Below are 20,733 nucleotides of genomic sequence, written 5' to 3'. Positions count from 1 at the left end.
TCAGGCTGTGCGGCTTGATGCCCTCGCGGTGCTCGGTCATTGTGCTCCGATGTGGTTGACGCGTTCGGCCCGGGTCACCCGCCACATCGCGCCGGCGAGCCCGAGGAAGAGGTGCACGGTGATCAGGTAGGTCGAGAAGTACAGCGCGTCGAAGGTGAACGCGGTCACCGCCGCGACCCCGATCCCCACCGCGAGTACGGCGGCCAGGTCCCGGTCCCGCTCGTTGGTGGCGAACCGGCGTACCCGGCCGGCGGTGACGATGCCGACGACGAAGAGCCCCGCGAGCCCGACGACCCCGAGGACGCCACCCGTGACCAGGGTGACCAGCCACTGGTTGTCGAGGAGTTGGTACATCTCCGGCAACCAGGTGCCGACACCGCGCCCGAGCCACATCCGTTCCTTGATGAACGGGGCGACGAACGCGTAGTCCTCCAGCCGGCCCTGCACGCTCGGATCGTTGTCACCGGCGAGCAGCAGGGCGCGCAGCGTCGCCAGCAGCCCGGGTTTGCCGACCTGGATGAAGGCCATCAGGAAGACGCCGATCACCAGCACGTTGAAGGTGGTGCGCAGCGGCCAGACCAGGATGAAGAGCAGGATCGCGGCGGCCAGCGCCAGCACCCCGGTGCGGGACAGCGAGATCGGGATGACGCCGGCCTGGATGATGGCCAGCGTGGCGTAGATCTGCCGGTTGCGCCGGCTGGTGGAGAAGCGGGCGAAGTGGATGGCGACGATGAGGCCGATCACCATCAGGACGCTGAACTCGATGTAGTGGCCGGCGGTGCCGGCCACCCGGACCAGCCCGCCACCGCCGCGCGCGTCGAAGCCGACCAGGTCCTTCTGGAACATCAGGACCGGCGGCAGCTTGAGGTAGTTGGTGAAGTCGATCCGCAGGATGAACTGCGCCAGCGCGAACAGCGCCATGACGGCCGAGCCCCAGCAGAACCACCGCAGCAGGTGGTCGATGCGGTCCCGGGTGAGCACCCCGTCGGCGGCGGCCAGCAGTACGCCGCCGGCCGCGAGCGCCATCAGGATGGTCCGGTCGGCGCTGTTGGCTTCCAGCACCTGCATGCCCCGGGCCTGTCCGGCGATGTAGGACACCCCGATCGTCACCAGGTAGCCGGCGAGCGCCCAGCGCATCGGCTGCTGCCCGCGGGTCACGAGGTTGGGGTGCAGGCGGGTCAGTGCCCACCACACCAGCAGGCCGAGGCCGACCATGACGGCCGGCCGGCCGAGGGTGGTCAGCGGCGGGAAGATCAGCCGGGCCGGCAGCAGGTAGGCCAGCATCACCGCGGCGACGACACCCGCCGTCGCGTCCGGGAAGTGCCGGGTCCGGGGGGTGAGCCCGTCGTACACCGTCGCTGAGCGTCGGGCGGAGAGGTAGGTCTGCACGGGACTCGTTCCGTCAGTACGTCGTCGGCGTACTTATCGCCTTGAATCGTCGGTCGGCGTGCGGACCGCGGTGAGGAGGATGGTGTCGTCGGACTGCGGCGCCCGGATGAAGTCGGCCGAGATCTGCGGGCCGCCACGGCCGTTGCCGCCGAGCGCCTGGGTGACCTCCGCGGACCGGCCCTGCTGGTGGGGGGCGCCTCCATGGCCGCCCGCGACGCTCGCCTGGCCCGCGTCGCCGGCCACCGGGCGGCGGCCGGACTGCCGGCTGGCCAGTCGGGCGTTGGCCCGCCGGCGCTGGATGGCGTCGTAGACGACGGCGACGACCGCGGTGAACAGCAGGCCGATCGCGATCACCACGATCTGCGCGCGCAGGACGTTGGAGCGCGACGGCGTGATCTCGGTGCCCGGGTCGAGGATCTCGGTGGTGATCTCCTCGCCGGCCTTGGGCTTGTAGGCCGTCTGGCTCTCCGACACCTCGTCGCTGATCAGCTTGGTGACCGCGACCACCGTGGCCAGCGCGGCCTCGTGGGTGGTCGCGGTGACGTCGACGGTCACGATCGAGCTGCGGTTCACCAGTCCGATCTCGTAGCCGGGGTCGCCGCCGGCCGCCTGGACCTTCTGCCGCGCGTCGGCGGCGGAGACGGAGATCTGCACCGCCTGGGCCATCGCGACCTCACCGACCTTCAGCCAGGGGTTGCCGGGCTGCGGGCTGGCGTTGGGTGCCGGCGCGGGCGGGTTGGTGGTCGGGGGCACGAGCAGTACGGCCGCCGAGGTCTTGTATTCCGGCTGGATCGACGAGCCGACGACCAGCGCCGCGCCGAGGGTGAGTACGACGACCGGGGCGGCGACGTACCACCGCCGGACCATCAGTCTCAGGAGGTCGAGAAGGTCCACAGCGTCGGCCCCTTCGGGTAGCGCGGGTCGTCAGGTCGTGAGGTTGGTCTGCGAGGCCCGGCCAGGGGCCTTGCCGCCGCCAGTTTCGTACCATGCGGCGTCGTTCACGCCTTGTTCGGCGTGGGCCGGGTCCATCGGTGGAGCCGGGGACGAGCCCGTTGGCCGTGGGCGCAGAAGCCGGTCCCACAGCCGGATGTACGCCCTGGCCTGATGGTCCCAGGCGAGCAGCTCGGTGAAGCGCCGCCGGGCCACGGTCCGCATCGCCGACCGGGCCTCCTCGTCACTGAGGAGCTGGTCGAGCGCTTTGGCCAGTTCGTCCGGGGAGCCGGTCGGCACGTAGGTCGCCGCCCCCTCGGCGGTGCGCCGCGTTTCCAGTAGGTCGACGGCTACGACCGGCAGCCCTCGTGCCACATACTCCACGGTCTTCGCCATTGTCGACAAGTCGGCCATCCGGGTCGGCGGGTCCGGCTGGATGGCGATCGAAGCGGAGCGCAGCAACGCGTCGACCTCGTCGGCCTCCAGCCAGCCGGTGAACCGCACCACGTCGTCGAGGCCGCGCTCGGTGACGAGTTGTCGCAGTCCGGGCAGGCTGTCGCCGTCGCCGGCCACGACCAGCCGCCAGTCGCCGCGACCGCGCAGGTCCACCAGCCGTTCGGCCGCGAGCACCGCGGCGTCGACGTGGTCCTGCGGATTGATGACGCCGAGGTAGACGACCACCTGGCGGTCGTCGTCGCCCGGCGCCGTGGCCGGCTCACCGGTGCGCTGCGCCGGGATCCCGGCCGCGCCGACCTCGGCCAGCGTCGGCCCGTTGCGGACGACCACGACGTCGTCGGGGTCGCAGCCGCCGCGGCTGATCGCCAGTTCCCGGTAGGACTCGTTGGTCGACACCACCGCCGACGCGCAGCGCCAGGACAGCCGTTCCATGAGCTTGAGGATGCGCAGTACGACCGGACGCGGGTTCTCGGTCTTGCACTCGTAGAGCTCCGGGCTCAGGTCGTGGTGGTCGAAGACGAACGGCCGGCGGAGCAGCCGCATGAGCAGGGCGATGGTCCAGAAGACGTCGGGCGGGTTGCAGGCCTGCACCGCGTCGACCCGGGTGCGCGCCATAACGCCCAGCAGGCGGGTGGTGACGGCGATCAGCGCCCAGGCGAACTCGGCGGCGAAGGAGAGCACCCCCGAGCCGGCGAGCGGCTGGGGGAAGGACCGGATCTGCGTCTCGGTGCCGGGCAGCACCCGCAGCTTCTGCGGGCCGCGCGGGCAGATGACCGTCACGCGGTAGCCGGCGGCCTCCAGCGCCCGGCACTCGCGGATGACCCGCCGGTCGCGTTCAACGGGCAGGTTCACCACCACGATGACGACGTGCGGACGCCGGTCGGCCATGTCTACCTCGTATCCGCCCAGAACTGGAAAGGATGGCATCGACGAACGGTCGCAGCGCCTCGTCGGGCTGCGACCGGAAGGGAAAGAAGCTATTGCAGAGCCTGCTCTATGCGGTCCGGTGCGGGCAAGTGACTCGCATTCTCGGACGATGTCGTCTTTCTAACATGAGTCGGACCAAGTGCCTGCTTCCTTGGTCATCGAATCGGTCAATGTCGATCATCCTTTTGGTCGCTTTGCGGCACTGAACTGATGATTCCACCAGGGTGGAACGTCGCCGAGATCCCTTTTTGTCGATCTTCGTCCTGATTCTTCGGTCAGGAACAGGACACCACTCAACATTCACCGCCTGGCTACTCTGTGCGCACGATCCCTCGTATCGACGGTCGTGGCTGGTGCGCGCCACCCGCGCACGTGTCTTCCGGGAGGGGTGCGATGACGCGCCTTCGACGCGGGTTGGGAATCGGCCTCACGTCCGCCCTGCTGGCCGGACTCCTCGCGCCGTTGCCGGGTGCCCCGGCGGCCGCCGTCGTGCTGCCGACCGGCTTCCAGGAGCAGGTCGTCTTCAGCGGGCTGAGCCAGCCGACGAACATCGAGTTCGCCGCCGACGGGCGGGTCTTCGTCGCCGAGAAGAACGGCCGGATCAAGGTCTTCGACGACCTTGCCGACCCCACCCCGACCCTTTTCGCCGACCTGTCCACGAACGTGCACAACGTCTGGGACCGCGGGCTGATCGGCCTGGCACTGGCCCCCGGCTTCCCGGCCGACCCGTACGTCTACGTGCTCTACACCTACGACGCCCCGCCGGGCCGGACCGCTCCGGTGTGGAACGACAACTGCGGGGACGCCAACAACGGCCAGTGCGTCGTCACCGGCCGGCTCTCCCGGCTGCGGGCGGCCGGAAACGTCGTCAGCGGCCCCGAGCAGGTCCTCATCCACGACTGGTGTCAGCAATATCCGAGCCACTCCGTCGGCGACCTGGCGTTCGGCGCCGACGGCATGCTCTACGCCACGGCCGGCGACGGCGCGAGCTTCAGCGCCACCGACTACGGGCAGCTCGGCAACCCGCGCAACCCCTGCGGCGACCCGCCGGGCGGCACCATGACCCCGCCGACCGCCGAGGGTGGTGCGCTGCGCTCGCAGGACGTACGCACCCTCGGCGACCCGACCGGCCTCGACGGCACCGTCATCCGGATCGACCCGGCGACCGGCGCCGCCGCCCCCGGCAACCCGCTGATCGCCTCCGCCGACCCCAACGCCCGGCGGATCGTCGCCACCGGCCTGCGCAACCCGTTCCGGGCGACCGTGCGACCCGGGACCAGCGAGGTCTGGCTCGGCGACGTCGGCTGGAACCTCTGGGAGGAGATCGACCGGGTCGCCGCGCCCACCAGCGGCGTCACCAACTTCGGCTGGCCCTGCTACGAGGGCAACGCCCGGATGGCCAGCTACGACAACGCGAACCTGAACCTCTGCGAGTCGCTCTACAGTGGAGCGGGCCAGACCGCGCCCTACTACGCCTACCACCACAACGCCGACGTCGTACCCGGCGAGAACTGTGGCGCCGGCGGTGACGCCGTCGGCGGCTTGGCCTTCTACCCCGGCAGCGGCGGCAGCTATCCGGCGGCGTACGCCGGTGCGCTGTTCTTCAGCGACTATTCCCGGAACTGCATCTGGGCGATGCGCCCGGGCAGCCCGGGCGGGCTGCCCAGCCCGACGAACATCACCCTGTTCGCCCAGGCCGCCGCCAGCCCCGCCGACCTGGCCGTCGGCCCCGGCGGCGAGGTCTACTACGCAGACCTGGGCGGCACGGTCCGGCGGATCCGCTACTTCCCCGGCAACCAGCCGCCGGTCGCCGCGATCTCCGCCACCCCCACCTCCGGCACCGCCCCGCTGACCGTCACCTTCGACGGCACCGGCTCCACCGACCCCGACCCCGCCGACGCCGGGCGGCTCACGTACCGGTGGGACTTCACCAGCGACGGCACCGTCGACGCGACCACACCGACCGCCACGCACACCTATCCGGCCAGCGGCACCTTCACCGCGACGCTGACCGTCACCGACACCCTCGGCGCGTCGAACAGCACCACGGTCCGCATCCAGCCCGGAAACAGCGCGCCGACCGCCTTCATCACCACCCCCACCACCGGCACCACCTGGCAGGTCGGTGACACCCTCGCCTTCGGCGGCCACGCCACCGACCCGCAGCAGGGCACCATCCCGGCGTCCGGGCTGCACTGGCGGCTGCGGATGGAACACTGCGAGTCGGTCGGCAACTGCCACACCCACCATCTGCAGGAGTGGGCCGGAGTCGGGTCCGGGTCGTTCATCGCGCCGGACCACGAATACCCGTCGTACCTCGAACTGGAACTCACCGCGACCGACGCCGACGGGCTGACCAGCACGACCGTACGCCGGCTCGACCCGCGAACCGTCGACCTGACCTTCGCGACCAGTCCGCCCGGACTGCAACTCAGCGTCGGCAACTTCTCCGGCACCGCGCCGTTCACCCGTACGGTGATCGTCGGCTCGACCAACACGGTCAGCGCGCCGAGCCCGCAGAGCGGCAACTCGCTCGTGCACACCTTCGGCAGCTGGTCGGACGGGGGCGCGGCGACCCACGTGCTGATCGCCCCGGCCACCGCCGGCACCTGGACCGCGACCTACACCAGTGCCCCGGGCTGCGCCGACAGCTACGGCTACACCTGCACCACCAGCACCGACCGGCCGTTCCTGCCCGCCGAGACCACGGTCCTGCCGCTGACCGGCGACGACGCGTACACCTCGGTGAGCCTGCCGTTCGCGTTCCCGTTCTACGGCGGGTCGCACAGCACCGCCTGGGTGTCGACGAACGGATTCCTGTCGTTCACCGACCCGGGCTCACCACTGGGCACCAACACCGCACTGCCCGACCCGGGGCTGCCGAACGCCGCCCTCTACCCCTTCTGGGACGACCTGTTCGTCCGGGCCGACTCCAGCATCCGTACGGCGACCACCGGCACCGCCCCGAACCGCAGGTACGTCGTCGAGTGGCGCAACACCGGCCTGTACGGCTCGACGTCGGCCCGGGTCACGTTCCAGGCCGTCCTGTCGGAGTCCGGCGAGATCGTCTACAGCTATGCCGACCTGTCCACGGCCGGCCGCGAACGCGGTGACTCGGCGACGGTCGGGATCGAGGACGGCACCGGCGCGGTGGCGCTGAGCTACTCGACGAACACGCCCGACCTGCGTAACGGGACGTCGGTGGTGTTCACCCCGCCCGGCGGCGCACCGCCGACCACCGGCGCGGTGTCCGGTGTGGTCACCAGCGCGGCGACCGGACTGGCCGTCGCCGGGGCGACGGTGACGCTGTCGCCGGGCAACCACACGACGACCACGGCCGGCAACGGCTCCTACACGCTGCCGTCGGTGCCGGTCGGCGCGTACACCGTCACCGGCACCGCACCCGGCGGCCTGGCCGGCAGCCGGTCGGTGAGCGTCGCGCCCGGCGGGTCGCACACCGTCGACCTGGCACTCGCCGCGCCCGGCGGCGGCGAGGGCGACTACACGGTCACCACCGGGCCGCGCCCGTTCGTGCCCGCGAACGGCACGGTGCTGCCGTTGACCGGCGACGAGGGGGTGACCCAGGTCAGCCTGCCGTTCGCGTTCCCGTTCTACGGCCAGCCGCGGTCGAGTGCGTGGGTCTCCACCAACGGCTTCCTGTCGTTCTCCGATCCGGGGTCGGCGCAGCCCACCAACGCCGCCCTGCCCGATCCGGCGGCACCCAACGGCGCGGTCTATCCGTTCTGGGACGACCTGGTGGTACGCGCCGACTCGACGATCCGTACCGAGGTCGTCGGCACCGCACCCAACCGCCAGTTCGTCGTCGAGTGGCGCAACATCGGCCACTACGGCTCGACCTCGGCCCGGATCACCGTCGAGGCGATCCTCGCCGAAAATGGCGAAATCATCTTCAACTATGCCGATCTGACCACATCGAAGCCGAGAGAACTCGGGGACAGTGCCACGGTCGGCGTCGAGGACGTCTCCGGTGCCGCCGCCGTACAGCATTCGTTCAACCAGGCGGTGCTGGCCAACGGAACGGCGATCGTGTTCCATCCCGTACCCTGACGGCGACGTCGCGTCCCGGGCCCGGCGGTCTCCGCCGGGCCCGGAACGCCGTTCCGTGACCAAGTGATCACTCAGCACCGATCGGCCGGCCGAAGTCGAGCCGTACGGCCGGGTAGTCCGGTCGGGCTACCGAAGCCATTCGGTTGGATCATGCGCGATGCTGTGGCCGCGTACTCTCTGCCGGCAACAGCCGCATCGACCTGTTTGTGCCACGGCCCTGCCGTGAGATGGGAGACCCGGGTGTCGCGAGCGATACGGCGCGCACTGTCCTCGGCGCTGGCCCTCGCACTGAGCGTGCCCGTCGGCCTGGGCCTGGTGCCCGGCTCGGCCGCGCCGGCGGAGGCGGCCGGTCCACCGGTCGGCTTCACCGAGCAGATCGTCCTGTCCGGACTCCACCTGCCGACCAAGGTGGTCTTCGCGCCCGACGGCCGGGTGTTCGTCGCCCAGAAGGACGGCGTCATCAAGGTGTTCGACAGCCTGTCGGACACCACCGCGACCGTCGTGGCCGACCTGCGCACCAACGTCTACAACTACGAGGACCTCGGGATGATCGGGATGGCGGTCCCCCCGAGCTTCCCGGCCGACCCCTACCTCTACGTCAGCTACACCTACGACGGGCTGATCGGCGGCACCGCACCCACCTACAACGACACCTGCCACGAGCGGAGCAGTTGCGCGGCCAGCAGCCGGGTCTCCCGGCTGCGGCTCGACGGCGACGTGATGACCGGCCCCGAAGAGGTGCTGCTGCACGACTGGTGCCAGCAGATCGAGAGCCACTCCATCGGCGAACTCCGCTTCGGCCCGGACGGCGCGCTCTACGTCACCGGCGGCGACGGCGCCTCCGGCACCTTCGTCGACTACGGCCAGGCCGGCAACCCGACCAACCCCTGCGGCGACCCGCCGTCGCCGGTCGGCGGCGCGATGACCCCGCCGACCGCGGAGGGTGGCGCCCTGCGCGCCCAGGACCTGCGCACCGGCGGCGACCCGACCGGCCTGTCCGGCACCCTGATCCGGGTCGACCCGCAGACCGCGGCGGCCATGCCGGACAACCCGATGGCCGCCAGCGCCGACGCCAACACCCGCCGCATCGTCGCGTACGGCCTGCGCAACCCCTACCGCTGGGCGTTCCGCCCGGGCACCGACGAGGTCTGGGTCGCCGACGTCGGCTGGCGCAACTGGGAAGAGATCAACCGGATCGTCGACCCGGCCGACGGACCGGTACGCAACTACGGCTGGCCCTGCTACGAGGGCAACAGCGTGCAGAGCGGTTACCGCGCGGCCCAGCTCGACCTGTGCCGCAGCCTCTACGCCGCCCCCGCCGGCACGGCCACCGGGCCGCACTACACCTACCACCACAACGACGTCGTCGCGCCCGGCGACGGCTGCCGGACCGGCGGCTCGGCCCCGACCGGCATCACGTTCTACCCGACCGAGGGCGGCAACTACCCGGCGCCGTACGCCGGCGCGCTGTTCTTCGCCGACTACTCGCGTGGCTGCATCTGGGCCATGCGGGCCGGACCGGACGGCGTACCGGACCCGTCCGACATCATGCCGTTCACCTCGACCGCCTCCGCGCCGGTCGACCTGGTCATCGGCCCGGACAACAACCTGTACTACGCCGACCTGACCGGCGGCACGGTGCGCCGGTTCCACTACAGCTCCGGCAACCTGCCCCCGCAGGCCGCGTTCACCGCGAACCCGACCTCGGGCAACGCGCCGCTCACGGTCTCGTTCGACGCCAGCAACACCACCGACCCCGACGCCGGCGACATCCTCACCTACCAGTGGGACTTCACCGACGACGGCACGTTCGACGCCAGCGGTCCGACCGCGACCCACACCTACACCACGACCGGCACCCACACCGCCCGGCTGCGGGTGTCCGACATGGCCGGGGCGGTCGACACCGAGACCCTGCAGATCTTCGTCGGCACCGACGCGCCGGTACCGGTCATCGACTCGCCGACCACCGCGCTGCGCTGGGAGGTCGGCGAGACGGTCTCCTTCTCCGGCCACGCGACCGACCCGCAGGACGGCACGCTGCCCGCGTCGTCGCTGTCCTGGCAGCTGATCAACCGGCACTGCTACTCCGCCGACGACTGCCACACCCACCACGTGCAGAGCGCGGAGGGCGTCGACTCCGGCACGTTCGTCGCGCCGGACCACGAATACCCGTCGCACCTCGAACTGACGCTGACCGCGACCGACAGCAGCGGCCTGACCTCCAGCACCACCACCCGGATCGACCCGAAGACGGTCAACCTGACCCTGGCCACCACCCCCGGCGGGCTGGAGTTGAACCACAACGGCGCACCGTTCAGCACGCCGGTGGTCCGTGAGGTCATCGTCGGCTCGACCAACACGATCAGCGCGCCCACGCCGCAGACCGCCGGCAGTTCGACGTTCACCTTCGAGGAGTGGTCGGACGGCGGGGCACAGACCCACGTCATCACCGCGCCGGCCGTCCCCACCACCTACACGGCCACCTACAGCGGCTCCGGCTCGTGCGCGGACACCTTCGGCTACACCTGCGACACGGTGACCGGGCGGGCGATCGTGCCCGCCGACGACACCGTGCTGCCGCTGGCCGGCGACGACGCCATCACCCGGGTCGACCTGCCGTTCGCCTTCCCGTTCTACGGCGAGACGTACGACGCCGCCTGGATCGACGTCAACGGCAAGCTGTCGTTCCTCGACCCGAACGGCTCGTGGGGCGTCAACACCCCGATCCCGGACGTGTCAGCGCCCAACGCCGCCATCTACCCGTTCTGGGACGACCTGTGGGCCCGGGACAACTCGACCGTCCGTACGGCGGTGACCGGCACCGCCCCCAACCGCCGCTTCAACGTCGAGTGGCGCAACATCGGCCTCTACGGCTCCTCGTCGGCCCGGTTGACGTTCCAGGTGCTGATGGAGGAGTCCGGCCGGATCACCTTCAACTACGCCGACCTCGGCGGCGCCCGTGAACTGGGCAACTCCGCCACCGTCGGGATCGAGAACGGCACCGGCACGATCGCCTTGCAGTACTCGATCAACGAGGCGGTCCTCGCCAACAACACCGCGATCGTCATCACCCCGCCCGGTGGTGGCGGCCCGACCGACCCGCCGCCGGTCACCGGCACCGTCAACGGCGTGGTCACCAGCAACGGCGCACCGGTGGTCGGCGCGACCGTGACACTGAACCCCGGCAACCTCACCGCGAGCACGGCCGCGGGTGGCAGCTACACCCTGGGCTCGGTCCCGGCCGGGTCGTACACCGTCACCGGCACCGGGCCGGGCGGACTGACCGGCTCGGGCTCGGTCACGGTCACCGCCGGCGGCACGCACACGGCCAACCTCACGTTGACCGGGCCGACCAACCCGACCCCGACGCCGACCCCGCCGCCCACCACCCCGCCGGCGACCACGCCGCCGCCCACCACGCCGCCGCCGGGCAGCGGTGGTGGTTCGTACACCAGGTCGACGGAGTCCCGGCCGTACACGCCGGTGTCGGGTGGTACGCCGATTCCGTTGACCGGTGACGACTCGGTGGAGCGGATCGACCTGCCGTTCGCGTTCCCGTTCTACGGGCACAGCTACAACTCGGCGTGGATCTCCGCCAACGGGTTCCTCAGCTTCGAGGACCCGGGCAACGGCCAGCCGATCAACGGGCCGATCCCCGACGCGTCGGCACCCAACGCCGCCGTCTACCCGTTCTGGGACGACCTGGTCGTCCGGGCGGACACGGTGGTGCGTAGTGCGGTCGCCGGCAGCGGCGCGGACCGTAGGTTCGTGTTGGAGTGGTTCAACCATGGTCAGTACGGTTCGTCGTCGGCTCGGGTGACGATTCAGGTGTCGTTGTCGGTGTCTGGTGAGATCGTGTTCAACTACGAGAGTCTGGCGCCGAGCAAGACGCGTGAGCGTGGTGACAGTGCCACGGTCGGGATCGAGAACCACGCGGGTACGCAGGCGGTGCAGCACTCGTTCAACGAGCCGGCCCTCGCCGACAACACCGCGATCATCTTCACCCCGTCCAGCGGCGGCCAGGGGCCGACGAACCAGCCGCCGGTCGACCCGACGCCGGCCACCACCGGCACGGTTTCCGGCGTGGTCACCAGCGGCGGTACGCCGGTCGCGGGGGCCGCGGTGACGCTGAACCCCGGCGGGCGGGCCGCGACGACCACGGCCACCGGCAGCTACACGATCGGTTCGGTGCCGCCCGGGACGTACACCGTCGCCGCCGCGGCGGACGGCGGGCGCACCGCCTCGGCCACGGTGACGGTTGCCGCCGCCGGTGCCCACACCACCAACCTGGCGCTGACCGCACCGACGACGGCACCACCCACCAGCGAGCCACCGCCGGCCACCACCCCGCCGCCGGCCAGCGGCGGTGGTTCGTACACCAGGTCGACGGAGTCCCGGCCGTACACGCCGGTGTCGGGTGGTACGCCGATTCCGTTGACCGGTGACGACTCGGTGGAGCGGATCGACCTGCCGTTCGCGTTCCCGTTCTACGGGCAGACGTACACGTCGGCGTGGGTGTCCAGCAACGGGTTCCTCAGCTTCGAGGACCCGGGCGGGGCGCAGCCGATCAACGGCCCGATTCCGGACACCACCGCGCCGAACACCGGGGTCTATCCGTTCTGGGACGACCTCGTGGTGCGGGCGGACACGGTGGTGCGTAGTGCGGTGGTCGGTAGCGGCGCGGACCGTAGGTTCGTGTTGGAGTGGTTCAACCATGGTCAGTACGGTTCGTCGTCGGCTCGGGTGACGATTCAGGTGTCGTTGTCGGTGTCTGGTGAGATCGTGTTCAACTACGAGAGTCTGGCGCCGAGCAAGACGCGTGAGCGTGGTGACAGTGCCACGGTCGGGATCGAGAACCACGCGGGTACGCAGGCGGTGCAGCACTCGTTCAACGAGCCGGCCCTCGCCGACAACACCGCGATCATCTTCCGCCCCCAGTCCTGACCCGCACCACCCCAGACGGTGGCCCCCAGCCCTCCGGGCTGGGGGCCACCGTCTTCCTTGCTCTCCCCGTCCCCCGCCCACCCGCCCCGCCCCAAGATCCGCGTGATCAGGGACCAAGTCCGGCGTGGCGTCGGCGTGCCGTGCGACAGAGTCCCTGATCACCGGGATCAAGGACCGGCGTCGCCCAGGCCTCACCCACCCCGCCCGCGCAAGATCCGCGTGATCAGGGAGTATTTCGTCCGCCACGCCGACAACACGCCCGGCTTACTCCCTGATCACGCGGATCTTGGGGGGTGGGGTGGGGCGGGCGGGAGAAGGGGAGAGGGAAGAAGGGCTACTGGGCGGGGGCCAGGGGGCGGCGGCGGGGGAGGCGTTTGCGGACCAGGGCGCGTACGCGCCGGTCGGTGGTCCACAGGATCGCCGCGGCGGTCAGGCCGCCGACCGCGCCCATCACCACCACACCCGCCAGCGGGGGCAGCTCGTCGACACCGAGCCGGTTGACGGCGTACGGAACCAGCGCGGCAGCCGTCGCGGCGACCACCGCCGGCAGCGTCGGCAGCAGGAACCGCAGCACCGAGGCACCGGCTGCCCGACGTACGGTGACCCAGATCGACACCGCGTTGACCACGACCTGGAGGCCCACCCCGGCAATGCCGATCGCGGTGGCCTGCGCCGCCGGGTTGCCGCTGGTGAACAGGGTGCCCAGCACGGCGAAGGTGGCCACCCCGAGCAGGCCCCGGGTCCACGAGATCGCGGCGAGCTTGCCCGGCTGGCCGATCGCCTGCAACGCGGGACCGAGCAGCACCCCGTAGACGTTGACCGCGCCGAACAGGCAGAGCACCTGCAACGGGACCTCGGTGCCGGCCCACTGCGGGCCGAGGAAGCCGACCAGCGGCCCGGCGGTGGCGGCCAGGACCCCGAGTACGGGCAGCCCGACGATGGCGCCGAGATGCTGGAGCTGGGTGAGGTGGGCGGCGAAGGCGGCCCGGTCGTTCTGCAGCCGGGACAGCGACGGCAACGCCACCTGCTGAAGCGATCGGACCGTCACGTCGACCAGCATGTCGGGCAGCCGGGCGGCCAGCCGGTAGATGCCGGTGGCGATCGGGCCGAAGAAGATCCCGGTAAAGATGAGGTCGGCACGGTTGCTGAGCATGACGCCCAGCCCGGCGTTGGCGGAGTGCAGCGAGAACGTCCACAACTCGCGGATGGCACCGAACCGGATGCGCCGGCTCGGTCGCCAGGGGCAGACGACCCAGAGCACGACCAGACCGATGAGGGCGTTGACCAACTGCTGGGCGACCAGCGCCCAGATGCCGGCACCGGCGAGGGCGAGCGCGATCCCGACCACGCCGCTGACGAGCGCGGCGACCAGGGTACGGATCGCGACGGCCCGGAACTGCAGCTCGCGGCGGAGCACCGCCTCCGGCACGATGGCCAGCCCCTGTATGACGACGAGCGGGGCGAGCGCGACGCAGACCACGGTGAGCCGAGGCTCCCGGTTGATCAGGGACCAGACCGGACTCAGGGCGGCGGCGAGGGCGGCGACGCCGAAGCCGGCGATGGCCAGCACCCCGAACGCGGCGTCGAGGTGGGCGCCGGTCAGCTTGTCGCGCTGGACGATCGCCGACACCAGCCCCTGCTGGAGGATCGTCTGGGCGATGGTCACGAAGACCAGTGCCATCGCCAGGATGCCGAACTCGTCGGGGCCGAGCAGCATCGCCAGCAGGAACGTGACGACCACCGAGGAGCCGACCCGACCGGCGGTCAGGACGTACGACCAGCCGATCGCGGACCCTACCTTGGACTTCGGCGGTGGACCGGACTGGACCGGCGCCGCCTCGACGGTGCCGGACGGACTCGCGTTGGTCACCAGACGCTGCCGCGTGCTGTCGCGGGAGCGGGGTGCCGGACCAGCTGGCGGCGCCACCGTCCGAACCGTACCCGGACCCGGCGCACCGACCAGGCGGTGAGGAACGCGCTGGCGTTGGCCAGCCGGGTCGAACGCGGCGCGTCGGCGGTGGCGAGCACGCGCAGGGTCTCGCCCAGCATCCGCATCCGGGGCGCGCCGGAGGTGCGCCCACCCTGGGGGGCGAACCAGGCGCTGGCGTCCGTCGCGTTGCTGTCCTTGGCCTGCCGCGTCGAGGCGCCGTGCACCCGGCGCATGAACAGCGGCTGGTCGACCTCGTGGATCTCACCCAGGGCGGCCACCTCGGCCATCAGCGTGTAGTCCGACGACAGGTAGGGGCGGATCATGCCGGTGCGGCGCAACGCTTCGAGCCGGAAGACGCCGAAGTGGGCGTGGCAGAGGCTGATGTGCGACGCCACCGCGGCGACCCGCCGCCAGGGGCGGTGGTGGCGCAGGTCCATGAGGTCAGCGTACGGGCCGATTGTTTCGCCTTCTTCGTCGATGAGAAGCGTCCGGGGATAGGCGAGCACCGTCTCCGGCCCGGCCGCGTCGAGGGCGGCGACGCAGGCGCCGAGGTGTCCCGGCAGGCACACGTCGTCGTACGCCGCCCACTTGAACAGTTCGCCACGGGCCAGTTCGGCGACCCGGGCGAAGTTGGCGTGACCGCCGAGGTTCTGCGGGTTGCGGTAGACCCGGATGCGCGGATCGATCGCGGCGTAGCGCTGGCAGATCTCCCAGGTGCGGTCGGTCGAGGCGTTGTCACTGATCACGACCTCGAAGTCGTGGTAGTCCTGGGCGAGCAGCGCGTCGAGGCAGCCGATGAGGTAACGCTCGGCGTTGTAGACGGGGACACCGATGGTGACGCGAGGGGTGCCGGGCATCGTCTTCCTCCGGTCTCAGGCGACCAGCAGTTGGGCGGTCACGCCGAGCTGGCGCAAGGTGGCGGTGATCTCCTTACGGTATGCCGGATTCGTAATGATCACTGACCCGGTGCCCAGTTCCGCGAGCGTCGCCGGATCGGTGACCTCGTGCCCGGTGACCGGCAGGTAGCGCCCCCACTTGCGCGGGTTGACGTCGACGACGGCGGCGAGCCGGTGGTCGGGGTCGGCGAGGTGCAGGAACTGTACGCCGCGGGAGCCGGCACCCCACAGCACCGGCCGGTCACCCTCGGCGATCAGTCGGTCGATGGTGGTGCGCCAGTGGTCGCGCTCGGCGTGGTGGCGGTCGGCGAAGCCGGCGATGGACGTGAGTTGCCGGTCCCGGTCGGCGGTGTCGGGCAGCGGCGCGTCGGACCGGGGCGGCCCGTCGGCGTTCACGGAGAACTCCACGAACCGGAACATCCCGGAGAACAGCGGCCCGGTCGCCTCGACCCGCCAGCCGGCCCGCTCGACGATCGACCGCAGCGCGTACGCGTCGAAGTACGACACGTGCGGGTAGATCACCTCCCAGCCGGCGGTGGCCAGGTCGTAGCAGGCGTCGGGAACCTCGATGTAGCCGTGGACGGTGCGGTCGCCGGCGAGTTCGCGGAGCCGGACCAGGAAGCCGTACGGGTCGTCGAGGTGCTCGAACCAGTGCCGCGAGGTGACGAAGTCGAACGCCGGAGTCGAGTCGTCGAGCGGGGCGTGGGTCGAGTGGAACACCGCGCCCGACGGGTCCTCGCCGACCGGGCCGGCGTACATCGCGTCGTAGCCGTGCCCGCGGGCGCCGGAGACGTGGCACAGCTCACGCAGGAACTCGCCCTGCCCGCAGCCGACGTCGAGCACGGTCGCGCCCTTGAGCGGGTAGCGGTCGGCGAGATGCCGGACCAGTTCGGCGGAGAACGTCTGGAACGCCGGTGAGTGGTGCAGGTTGGTGTCCATCGTGGTGTCGTAGACCAGTGCGGCCGGGTCGAACGCCACGTTGCGCACGTACGCGCAGGACGGGCAGTAGGCCAGCCGCATCTCGCCGAGCGGCGACGCCAGCGCCTCGTCGCGGCTGGCCCAGTGCACCCCGCAGAAGACCGGGATTGTCCCCAGGTCGGCGAACGGGACCAGTTCGGCGGCCCCGCAGGCGTGACAGGCCGTCCCGGTCATGCCGTGCCGCCGGCGGTCCAGCGCAGTTCGCCGTCGAGCCGACCGGCACCCTGCAGCGACTGGATCCGGCGCAGCCGCTGGTGCCGCTCGCCGCGGAAGTCCTCGATCGTCAGCCCGTGCCGCCGGTAGGCCTCGACCAGTTCCTCGACGCCCTTGCGGACCGTCCAGCCCGGCTGGAAACCGGGCACCTCGGCGGCGACCAGGTCGCAGCTCACCCGGTAGTTGCGGGCGTCGGCCGACGCCCCGCCGGCGAACGTCACGGTCGAGCCCGGGACCACCTCGGCCACCACCTCGGCGACGTCCCGGATCAGGTAGTTCTCACTGGTCTGCCCGATGTTGTACGCCTTGCCGTGCACCACCTCGCGGGGCGCCTCCAGCAGCGCCAGGAACGCCGCCGAGATGTCCTCGATGTGCACCAGCGGCCGCCACGCCGACCCGTCGGAGAGCAGGCGTACCTCGCCGGTCAGCAGCGCGTGCGCGGCCAGGTCGTTGACGACCAGGTCGCCGCGCAGCCGGGGCGAGAAGCCGTACGCGGTCGCGTTGCGCAGCGACACCGGGGAGAAGTCGTCGTCGGCGAGGCCGGCCAGCCCCTGCTCGGACAGGATCTTCGACTCGCCGTACGGCGTCACCGGGGCGAAGCCGGCGTTCTCGTCCAGCGGCCGGTCGTCCAGGCCGGCGCCGTAGAGGCTGCACGACGAGGAGAACAGGAAGCGCGTCACCCCCGCGGCCTTCGCCGCTTCGGCCAGCCGCACCGTGGCCCGGTGGTTGATGTCGTACGTCAACTCGGGGTTGAGGTTGCCGATCGGGTCGTTGCACAGCGCCGCCAGGTGCAGCACCGCGTCGAAACCGGCCAGGTGTTCCGCCGTGACGTCGCGCAGATCCACCCGTACGGCCGGCACCTCCGCCGGGGCGGGACCGATCAGGCAGTCGGCGAACAGGTCGATGTCGAGCCCGGCGACCTCGTGGCCGGCGGCGGTGAGCATCGGCGTCAGCACACTGCCGATGTAGCCGTGGTGACCGGTCACGAGAACGCGCATGGCAAAGCCCCCGCAGTGTCTTCGGGTGTGGGAGGCCGAGTCTATGAGGGGTGCGGTGACCGGGCCGAAGAGTGTCAGACTTCTTACTCAAGTGCCCTGGTGGGAGGCGCTCTGGCTAGCGTTTGCCAGACGCGCGTCGGGGACGGCGCGCCGGCGTCCCGCGCCCGGGAGCCGGCGGTGCCCCTGGGCCCGGACCCGACGGCAGCGTCGGGTGCGCCCACACCACGGAACGCCTCGACCGACATCCGCATACGCGTGGGGGAAGCTCAATGACCGTTGCCGAATGTCGGCTGTGCGCCACGGCGCTGACCGAGACCTTCGTCGACCTGGGCATGTCGCCCCTCTGCGAGAGCTACCTGCCGGCCGAACGGCTCGACTCCGCGGAGACCTTCTACCCGCTGCACGTCCGGATCTGCCCGAGCTGCCTGCTCGTCCAGCTCCCGGCATACGTGCCCGGGGAGGACATCTTCTCCGACTACGCCTACTTCTCGTCCTTCTCCGACTCGTGGGTGGCACACGCCAAGCGCTACGCCGACACGATGGCCGACACGCTCGGCCTCGGCCCGGACAGCCTGGTGACCGAGGTCGCCAGCAACGACGGCTACCTCCTCCAGCACTTCGTCGCCCGGGGCGTACCGGTGCTCGGCGTCGAGCCGGCCGCCAACATCGCCGAGGTCGCCAACGCCAAGGGCGTACGGACCCGGGTGCACTTCCTGGGGGCGGAGACCGGCGCCGCGCTCGCCGCCGAGTACGGCCGCGCCGACCTGGTGGCCGGCAACAACGTCTACGCCCACGTGCCCGACCTGGTCGGCTTCACCGCCGGGCTGGCCGCCCTGGTCAAGCCGGACGGGCTGATCACCCTGGAGTTCCCGCACCTGCTGCGGCTCATCGAGCGCCGCCAGTACGACACCATCTACCACGAGCACTACCAGTACCTCTCGCTGCTCACCGCGCAGCGGGCGCTGGCCACCGCCGACCTGGTCGCCGTCGACGTCGAGGAACTGTCGACACACGGCGGGTCGCTGCGGGTGCACGCCCGGCACGCGGCGGCGGCCGGTGAACCGTCCAGCAACGTCAAGTCGGTGCTGGAGGCCGAGGCCGAGGCGGGGCTGCACACCGTCGACGGGCACCGCGGTTTCGCCGAGGCGGTCTTCGACATCAAGCGCGATCTCGTCGAGTTCCTGCTCAACGCCCGTGCCGAGGGCAAGCGGGTGGTCGGCTACGGGGCCCCGGGCAAGGGCAACACCCTGCTCAACCACTGCGGCATCCGGTCCGACCTGCTCGAATACACCGTCGACCGGAGCACCTACAAGCAGGGCCTGTTCCTGCCGGGCACACACATCCCGATCAACGCGCCGGAGCGCATCGCACAGGACCGGCCCGACTACGTGCTCGTGCTGCCCTGGAACCTGCGCACCGAGATCTCCCAGCAACTCTCGTACGTACGGGAATGGGGCGGCCGGCTGGTCTTCCCGATCCCGGCCCTCGAGGTGGTGTGATGAAGGTCGTCCTGTTCTGTGGTGGCCTCGGCATGCGGATGCGGGAGGGTGCCGCGTCGGCGCCCAAGCCGATGGCGATGATCGGCGACCGGCCGCTGCTCTGGCACGTCATGCGCTACTACGCGCACTTCGGCCACACCGACTTCGTGCTCTGCCTCGGCTACGGCGCCGCCGCCGTCAAGGACTACTTCCTGCACTACGACGAGACCCTCTCCAACGACTTCACGCTGGCCCGCGGCGGTCGCGACGTACGGCTCTTCTCCTCCGACATCACCGACTGGAACATCACGTTCATCGACACCGGGCTCAACTCCACCATCGGCGAGCGGCTGATGCGGGTCCGCAAGCACGTCGAGAACGAGCCGATGTTCCTCGCCAACTACGCCGACACCCTCACCGACGCGCCGCTACCGGAGATGATCGAGCGGTTCCGGGCCTCGACGGCCACCGCCAGCCTGCTCGCCGTACCGGTGCAGTCGACCCACCACGTCATCGACATCACCGACGACGACCAGGTCACCCGGGTACGGCCGATCCGCGAGCTGATGCAGTGGGAGAACGGCGGCTACTTCGTCCTGCGCCCGGAGATCTTCTCCGCGCTGCGCGAGGGCGAGGACATGGTGCCGCACGCGTTCGAGCGGCTGCTGCCCGAGCGCCGGCTGCTCGCCCAGCGGTTCACCGGGTTCTGGCGGGCCGCCGACACGTTCAAGGACCGGGCCGAACTCGAGGAGCTCTACCACGCCGGCCGCTGCCCTTGGATGCTCTGGGACGGCAACCGCAACGGCGGCGGTGCCGCCAGCGCCCTGCTCTCGTCGCCCGGCGCCCCCGCGTTGAGCCGTTGATGCCGGGCCTGCGCCTGACCGGGATACGCCGGGTGGTGCTGCTGGGCGCACACCCCGACGACATCGAGATCGGCGCCGGCGGGCTGCTGCTCGGCCTCGCCGCCGCCAATCCGCGGTTGCGGGTGCACTACGTACTGCTCACCGGCAGCCCCGACCGCCAGGCCGAGGCGCGGGCGGCGGCCACCGCCTTCCTGGCCGGTGCCGAGCTGAGCTTCGCGCTGCACGACCTGCCGGACGGCCGGGTACCCGCCCGGTGGGGCGACGCGAAACGGATCGTCGACGAGACCGCGCGGACGTTCGGCGCCGACCTCGTCGTCGCCCCCGGCACCGACGACGCCCACCAGGACCACCGCACGCTGGCCGAACTCGTGACGACGTCGTTCCGGGCCGCGCCGGTGCTGCACTACGAGATCCCGAAGTGGGACGGCGACCTCGGACGGCGTAACTTTTACCTGCCGCTCAGCGAAGAGCGGGCCCGCCGCAAGGTTGAACTGCTGCACTCCAGTTTCCCGTCGCAGAAGGACCGGGACTGGTGGGACGACGAGGTCTTCCTCGGACTGGCCCGACTGCGCGGCATCGAATGCAGATCCCGGTACGCCGAGGCGTTCCGGTGCGAGAAAGCGGTGATCGAGCTGTGAGCGAGCGGAGCGTGGCGGCGGG

Annotated in this window: 12 protein-coding genes; 5 read left to right on the top strand and 7 right to left on the bottom strand. The window is 71.0% G+C overall.

Annotated features, from left to right (window positions below; genetic code table 11):
• Positions 1–36 precede the first annotated feature (36 nt).
• The 3 genes from QCD66_RS30150 to QCD66_RS30140 are packed head-to-tail and all read right to left on the bottom strand — an operon-like array spanning position 37 to position 3,663.
• Positions 37–1,389 carry an O-antigen ligase family protein gene (locus tag QCD66_RS30150; protein WP_357532857.1) on the bottom strand — a complete coding sequence of 451 codons (1,353 nt, stop codon included), beginning with the start codon at positions 1,387–1,389 and terminating at the stop codon, positions 37–39.
• Between the two features lie 33 nt (positions 1,390–1,422).
• Entirely contained in the window at positions 1,423–2,283 is an 861-nt protein-coding gene (locus QCD66_RS30145) for a hypothetical protein (protein ID WP_364208516.1), read from the bottom strand.
• A gap of 30 nt (positions 2,284–2,313) precedes the next feature.
• Positions 2,314–3,663, bottom strand: coding sequence for a glycosyltransferase family 4 protein (locus QCD66_RS30140; RefSeq protein WP_407566880.1), 1,350 nt, complete (start codon positions 3,661–3,663; stop codon positions 2,314–2,316).
• 432 nt (positions 3,664–4,095) lie between these two features.
• Here QCD66_RS30140 and QCD66_RS30135 point away from each other — a divergent pair, with 432 nt between their 5' ends.
• Positions 4,096–7,770, top strand: a complete 3,675-nt coding sequence (locus tag QCD66_RS30135; protein ID WP_375735640.1) for a PQQ-dependent sugar dehydrogenase — start codon at positions 4,096–4,098, stop codon at positions 7,768–7,770.
• Between the two features lie 240 nt (positions 7,771–8,010).
• On the top strand, positions 8,011–12,717 hold the full coding sequence (locus QCD66_RS30130) for a PQQ-dependent sugar dehydrogenase (protein WP_407566879.1): 4,707 nt from the start codon (positions 8,011–8,013) through the stop codon (positions 12,715–12,717).
• A 334-nt stretch (positions 12,718–13,051) separates the two neighbouring features.
• Here the strand turns inward: QCD66_RS30130 and QCD66_RS30125 are convergent, their stop codons facing one another.
• The 4 genes from QCD66_RS30125 to QCD66_RS30110 are packed head-to-tail and all read right to left on the bottom strand — an operon-like array spanning position 13,052 to position 17,732.
• The gene (locus QCD66_RS30125; RefSeq protein WP_364208504.1) at positions 13,052–14,587 is read right to left on the bottom strand and encodes a lipopolysaccharide biosynthesis protein; all 1,536 of its coding nucleotides are present in this window, start codon (positions 14,585–14,587) and stop codon (positions 13,052–13,054) included.
• Positions 14,584–15,504 carry a glycosyltransferase family 2 protein gene (locus QCD66_RS30120; RefSeq protein ID WP_364208501.1) on the bottom strand — a complete coding sequence of 307 codons (921 nt, stop codon included), beginning with the start codon at positions 15,502–15,504 and terminating at the stop codon, positions 14,584–14,586. The genes QCD66_RS30125 and QCD66_RS30120 overlap by 4 nt, the downstream gene beginning before the upstream one ends.
• Before the next feature lie 15 nt (positions 15,505–15,519).
• Positions 15,520–16,695 (bottom strand): methyltransferase domain-containing protein, encoded by a 1,176-nt coding sequence (locus QCD66_RS30115; protein ID WP_375734650.1) that lies wholly within the window; start codon positions 16,693–16,695, stop codon positions 15,520–15,522.
• Positions 16,692–17,732, bottom strand: a complete 1,041-nt coding sequence (locus tag QCD66_RS30110) for an NAD-dependent epimerase/dehydratase family protein (protein ID WP_407566878.1) — start codon at positions 17,730–17,732, stop codon at positions 16,692–16,694. The genes QCD66_RS30115 and QCD66_RS30110 overlap by 4 nt, the downstream gene beginning before the upstream one ends.
• Before the next feature lie 269 nt (positions 17,733–18,001).
• Here QCD66_RS30110 and QCD66_RS30105 point away from each other — a divergent pair, with 269 nt between their 5' ends.
• From QCD66_RS30105 to QCD66_RS30095, 3 genes are read left to right on the top strand one after another with little or no spacing between them, the layout of a single operon-like run.
• Positions 18,002–19,231 (top strand): methyltransferase domain-containing protein, encoded by a 1,230-nt coding sequence (locus QCD66_RS30105; protein WP_375734648.1) that lies wholly within the window; start codon positions 18,002–18,004, stop codon positions 19,229–19,231.
• Positions 19,231–20,073 carry a glucose-1-phosphate cytidylyltransferase gene (locus QCD66_RS30100; RefSeq protein ID WP_357532841.1) on the top strand — a complete coding sequence of 281 codons (843 nt, stop codon included), beginning with the start codon at positions 19,231–19,233 and terminating at the stop codon, positions 20,071–20,073. Before QCD66_RS30105 ends, QCD66_RS30100 begins: the two co-directional genes overlap by 1 nt.
• Entirely contained in the window at positions 20,073–20,711 is a 639-nt protein-coding gene (locus QCD66_RS30095) for a PIG-L family deacetylase (protein WP_364208486.1), read from the top strand. The genes QCD66_RS30100 and QCD66_RS30095 overlap by 1 nt, the downstream gene beginning before the upstream one ends.
• The last annotated feature ends 22 nt before the right edge of the window (positions 20,712–20,733 follow it).

The sequence above is a fragment of the Polymorphospora sp. A560 genome (assembly GCF_045781765.1).
GTDB lineage: Bacteria > Actinomycetota > Actinomycetes > Mycobacteriales > Micromonosporaceae > Polymorphospora > Polymorphospora lycopeni.
Note: the sequence above shows the minus strand (reverse complement) of the source record. Positions and strands in the feature narration are given on the sequence as shown.

Excerpts from the sequence above, each read along its gene's own strand:
- QCD66_RS30105 (WP_375734648.1), top strand. The coding sequence starts at position 18,002 with ATGACCGTTGCCGAATGTCGGCTGTGCGCCACGGCGCTGACCGAGACC.
- QCD66_RS30115 (WP_375734650.1), bottom strand. The coding sequence starts at position 16,695 with ATGACCGGGACGGCCTGTCACGCCTGCGGGGCCGCCGAACTGGTCCCG.
- QCD66_RS30095 (WP_364208486.1), top strand. The coding sequence starts at position 20,073 with ATGCCGGGCCTGCGCCTGACCGGGATACGCCGGGTGGTGCTGCTGGGC.
- QCD66_RS30140 (WP_407566880.1), bottom strand. The coding sequence starts at position 3,663 with ATGGCCGACCGGCGTCCGCACGTCGTCATCGTGGTGGTGAACCTGCCC.
- QCD66_RS30100 (WP_357532841.1), top strand. The coding sequence starts at position 19,231 with ATGAAGGTCGTCCTGTTCTGTGGTGGCCTCGGCATGCGGATGCGGGAG.
- QCD66_RS30120 (WP_364208501.1), bottom strand. The coding sequence starts at position 15,504 with ATGCCCGGCACCCCTCGCGTCACCATCGGTGTCCCCGTCTACAACGCC.
- QCD66_RS30135 (WP_375735640.1), top strand. The coding sequence starts at position 4,096 with ATGACGCGCCTTCGACGCGGGTTGGGAATCGGCCTCACGTCCGCCCTG.
- QCD66_RS30110 (WP_407566878.1), bottom strand. The coding sequence starts at position 17,732 with ATGCGCGTTCTCGTGACCGGTCACCACGGCTACATCGGCAGTGTGCTG.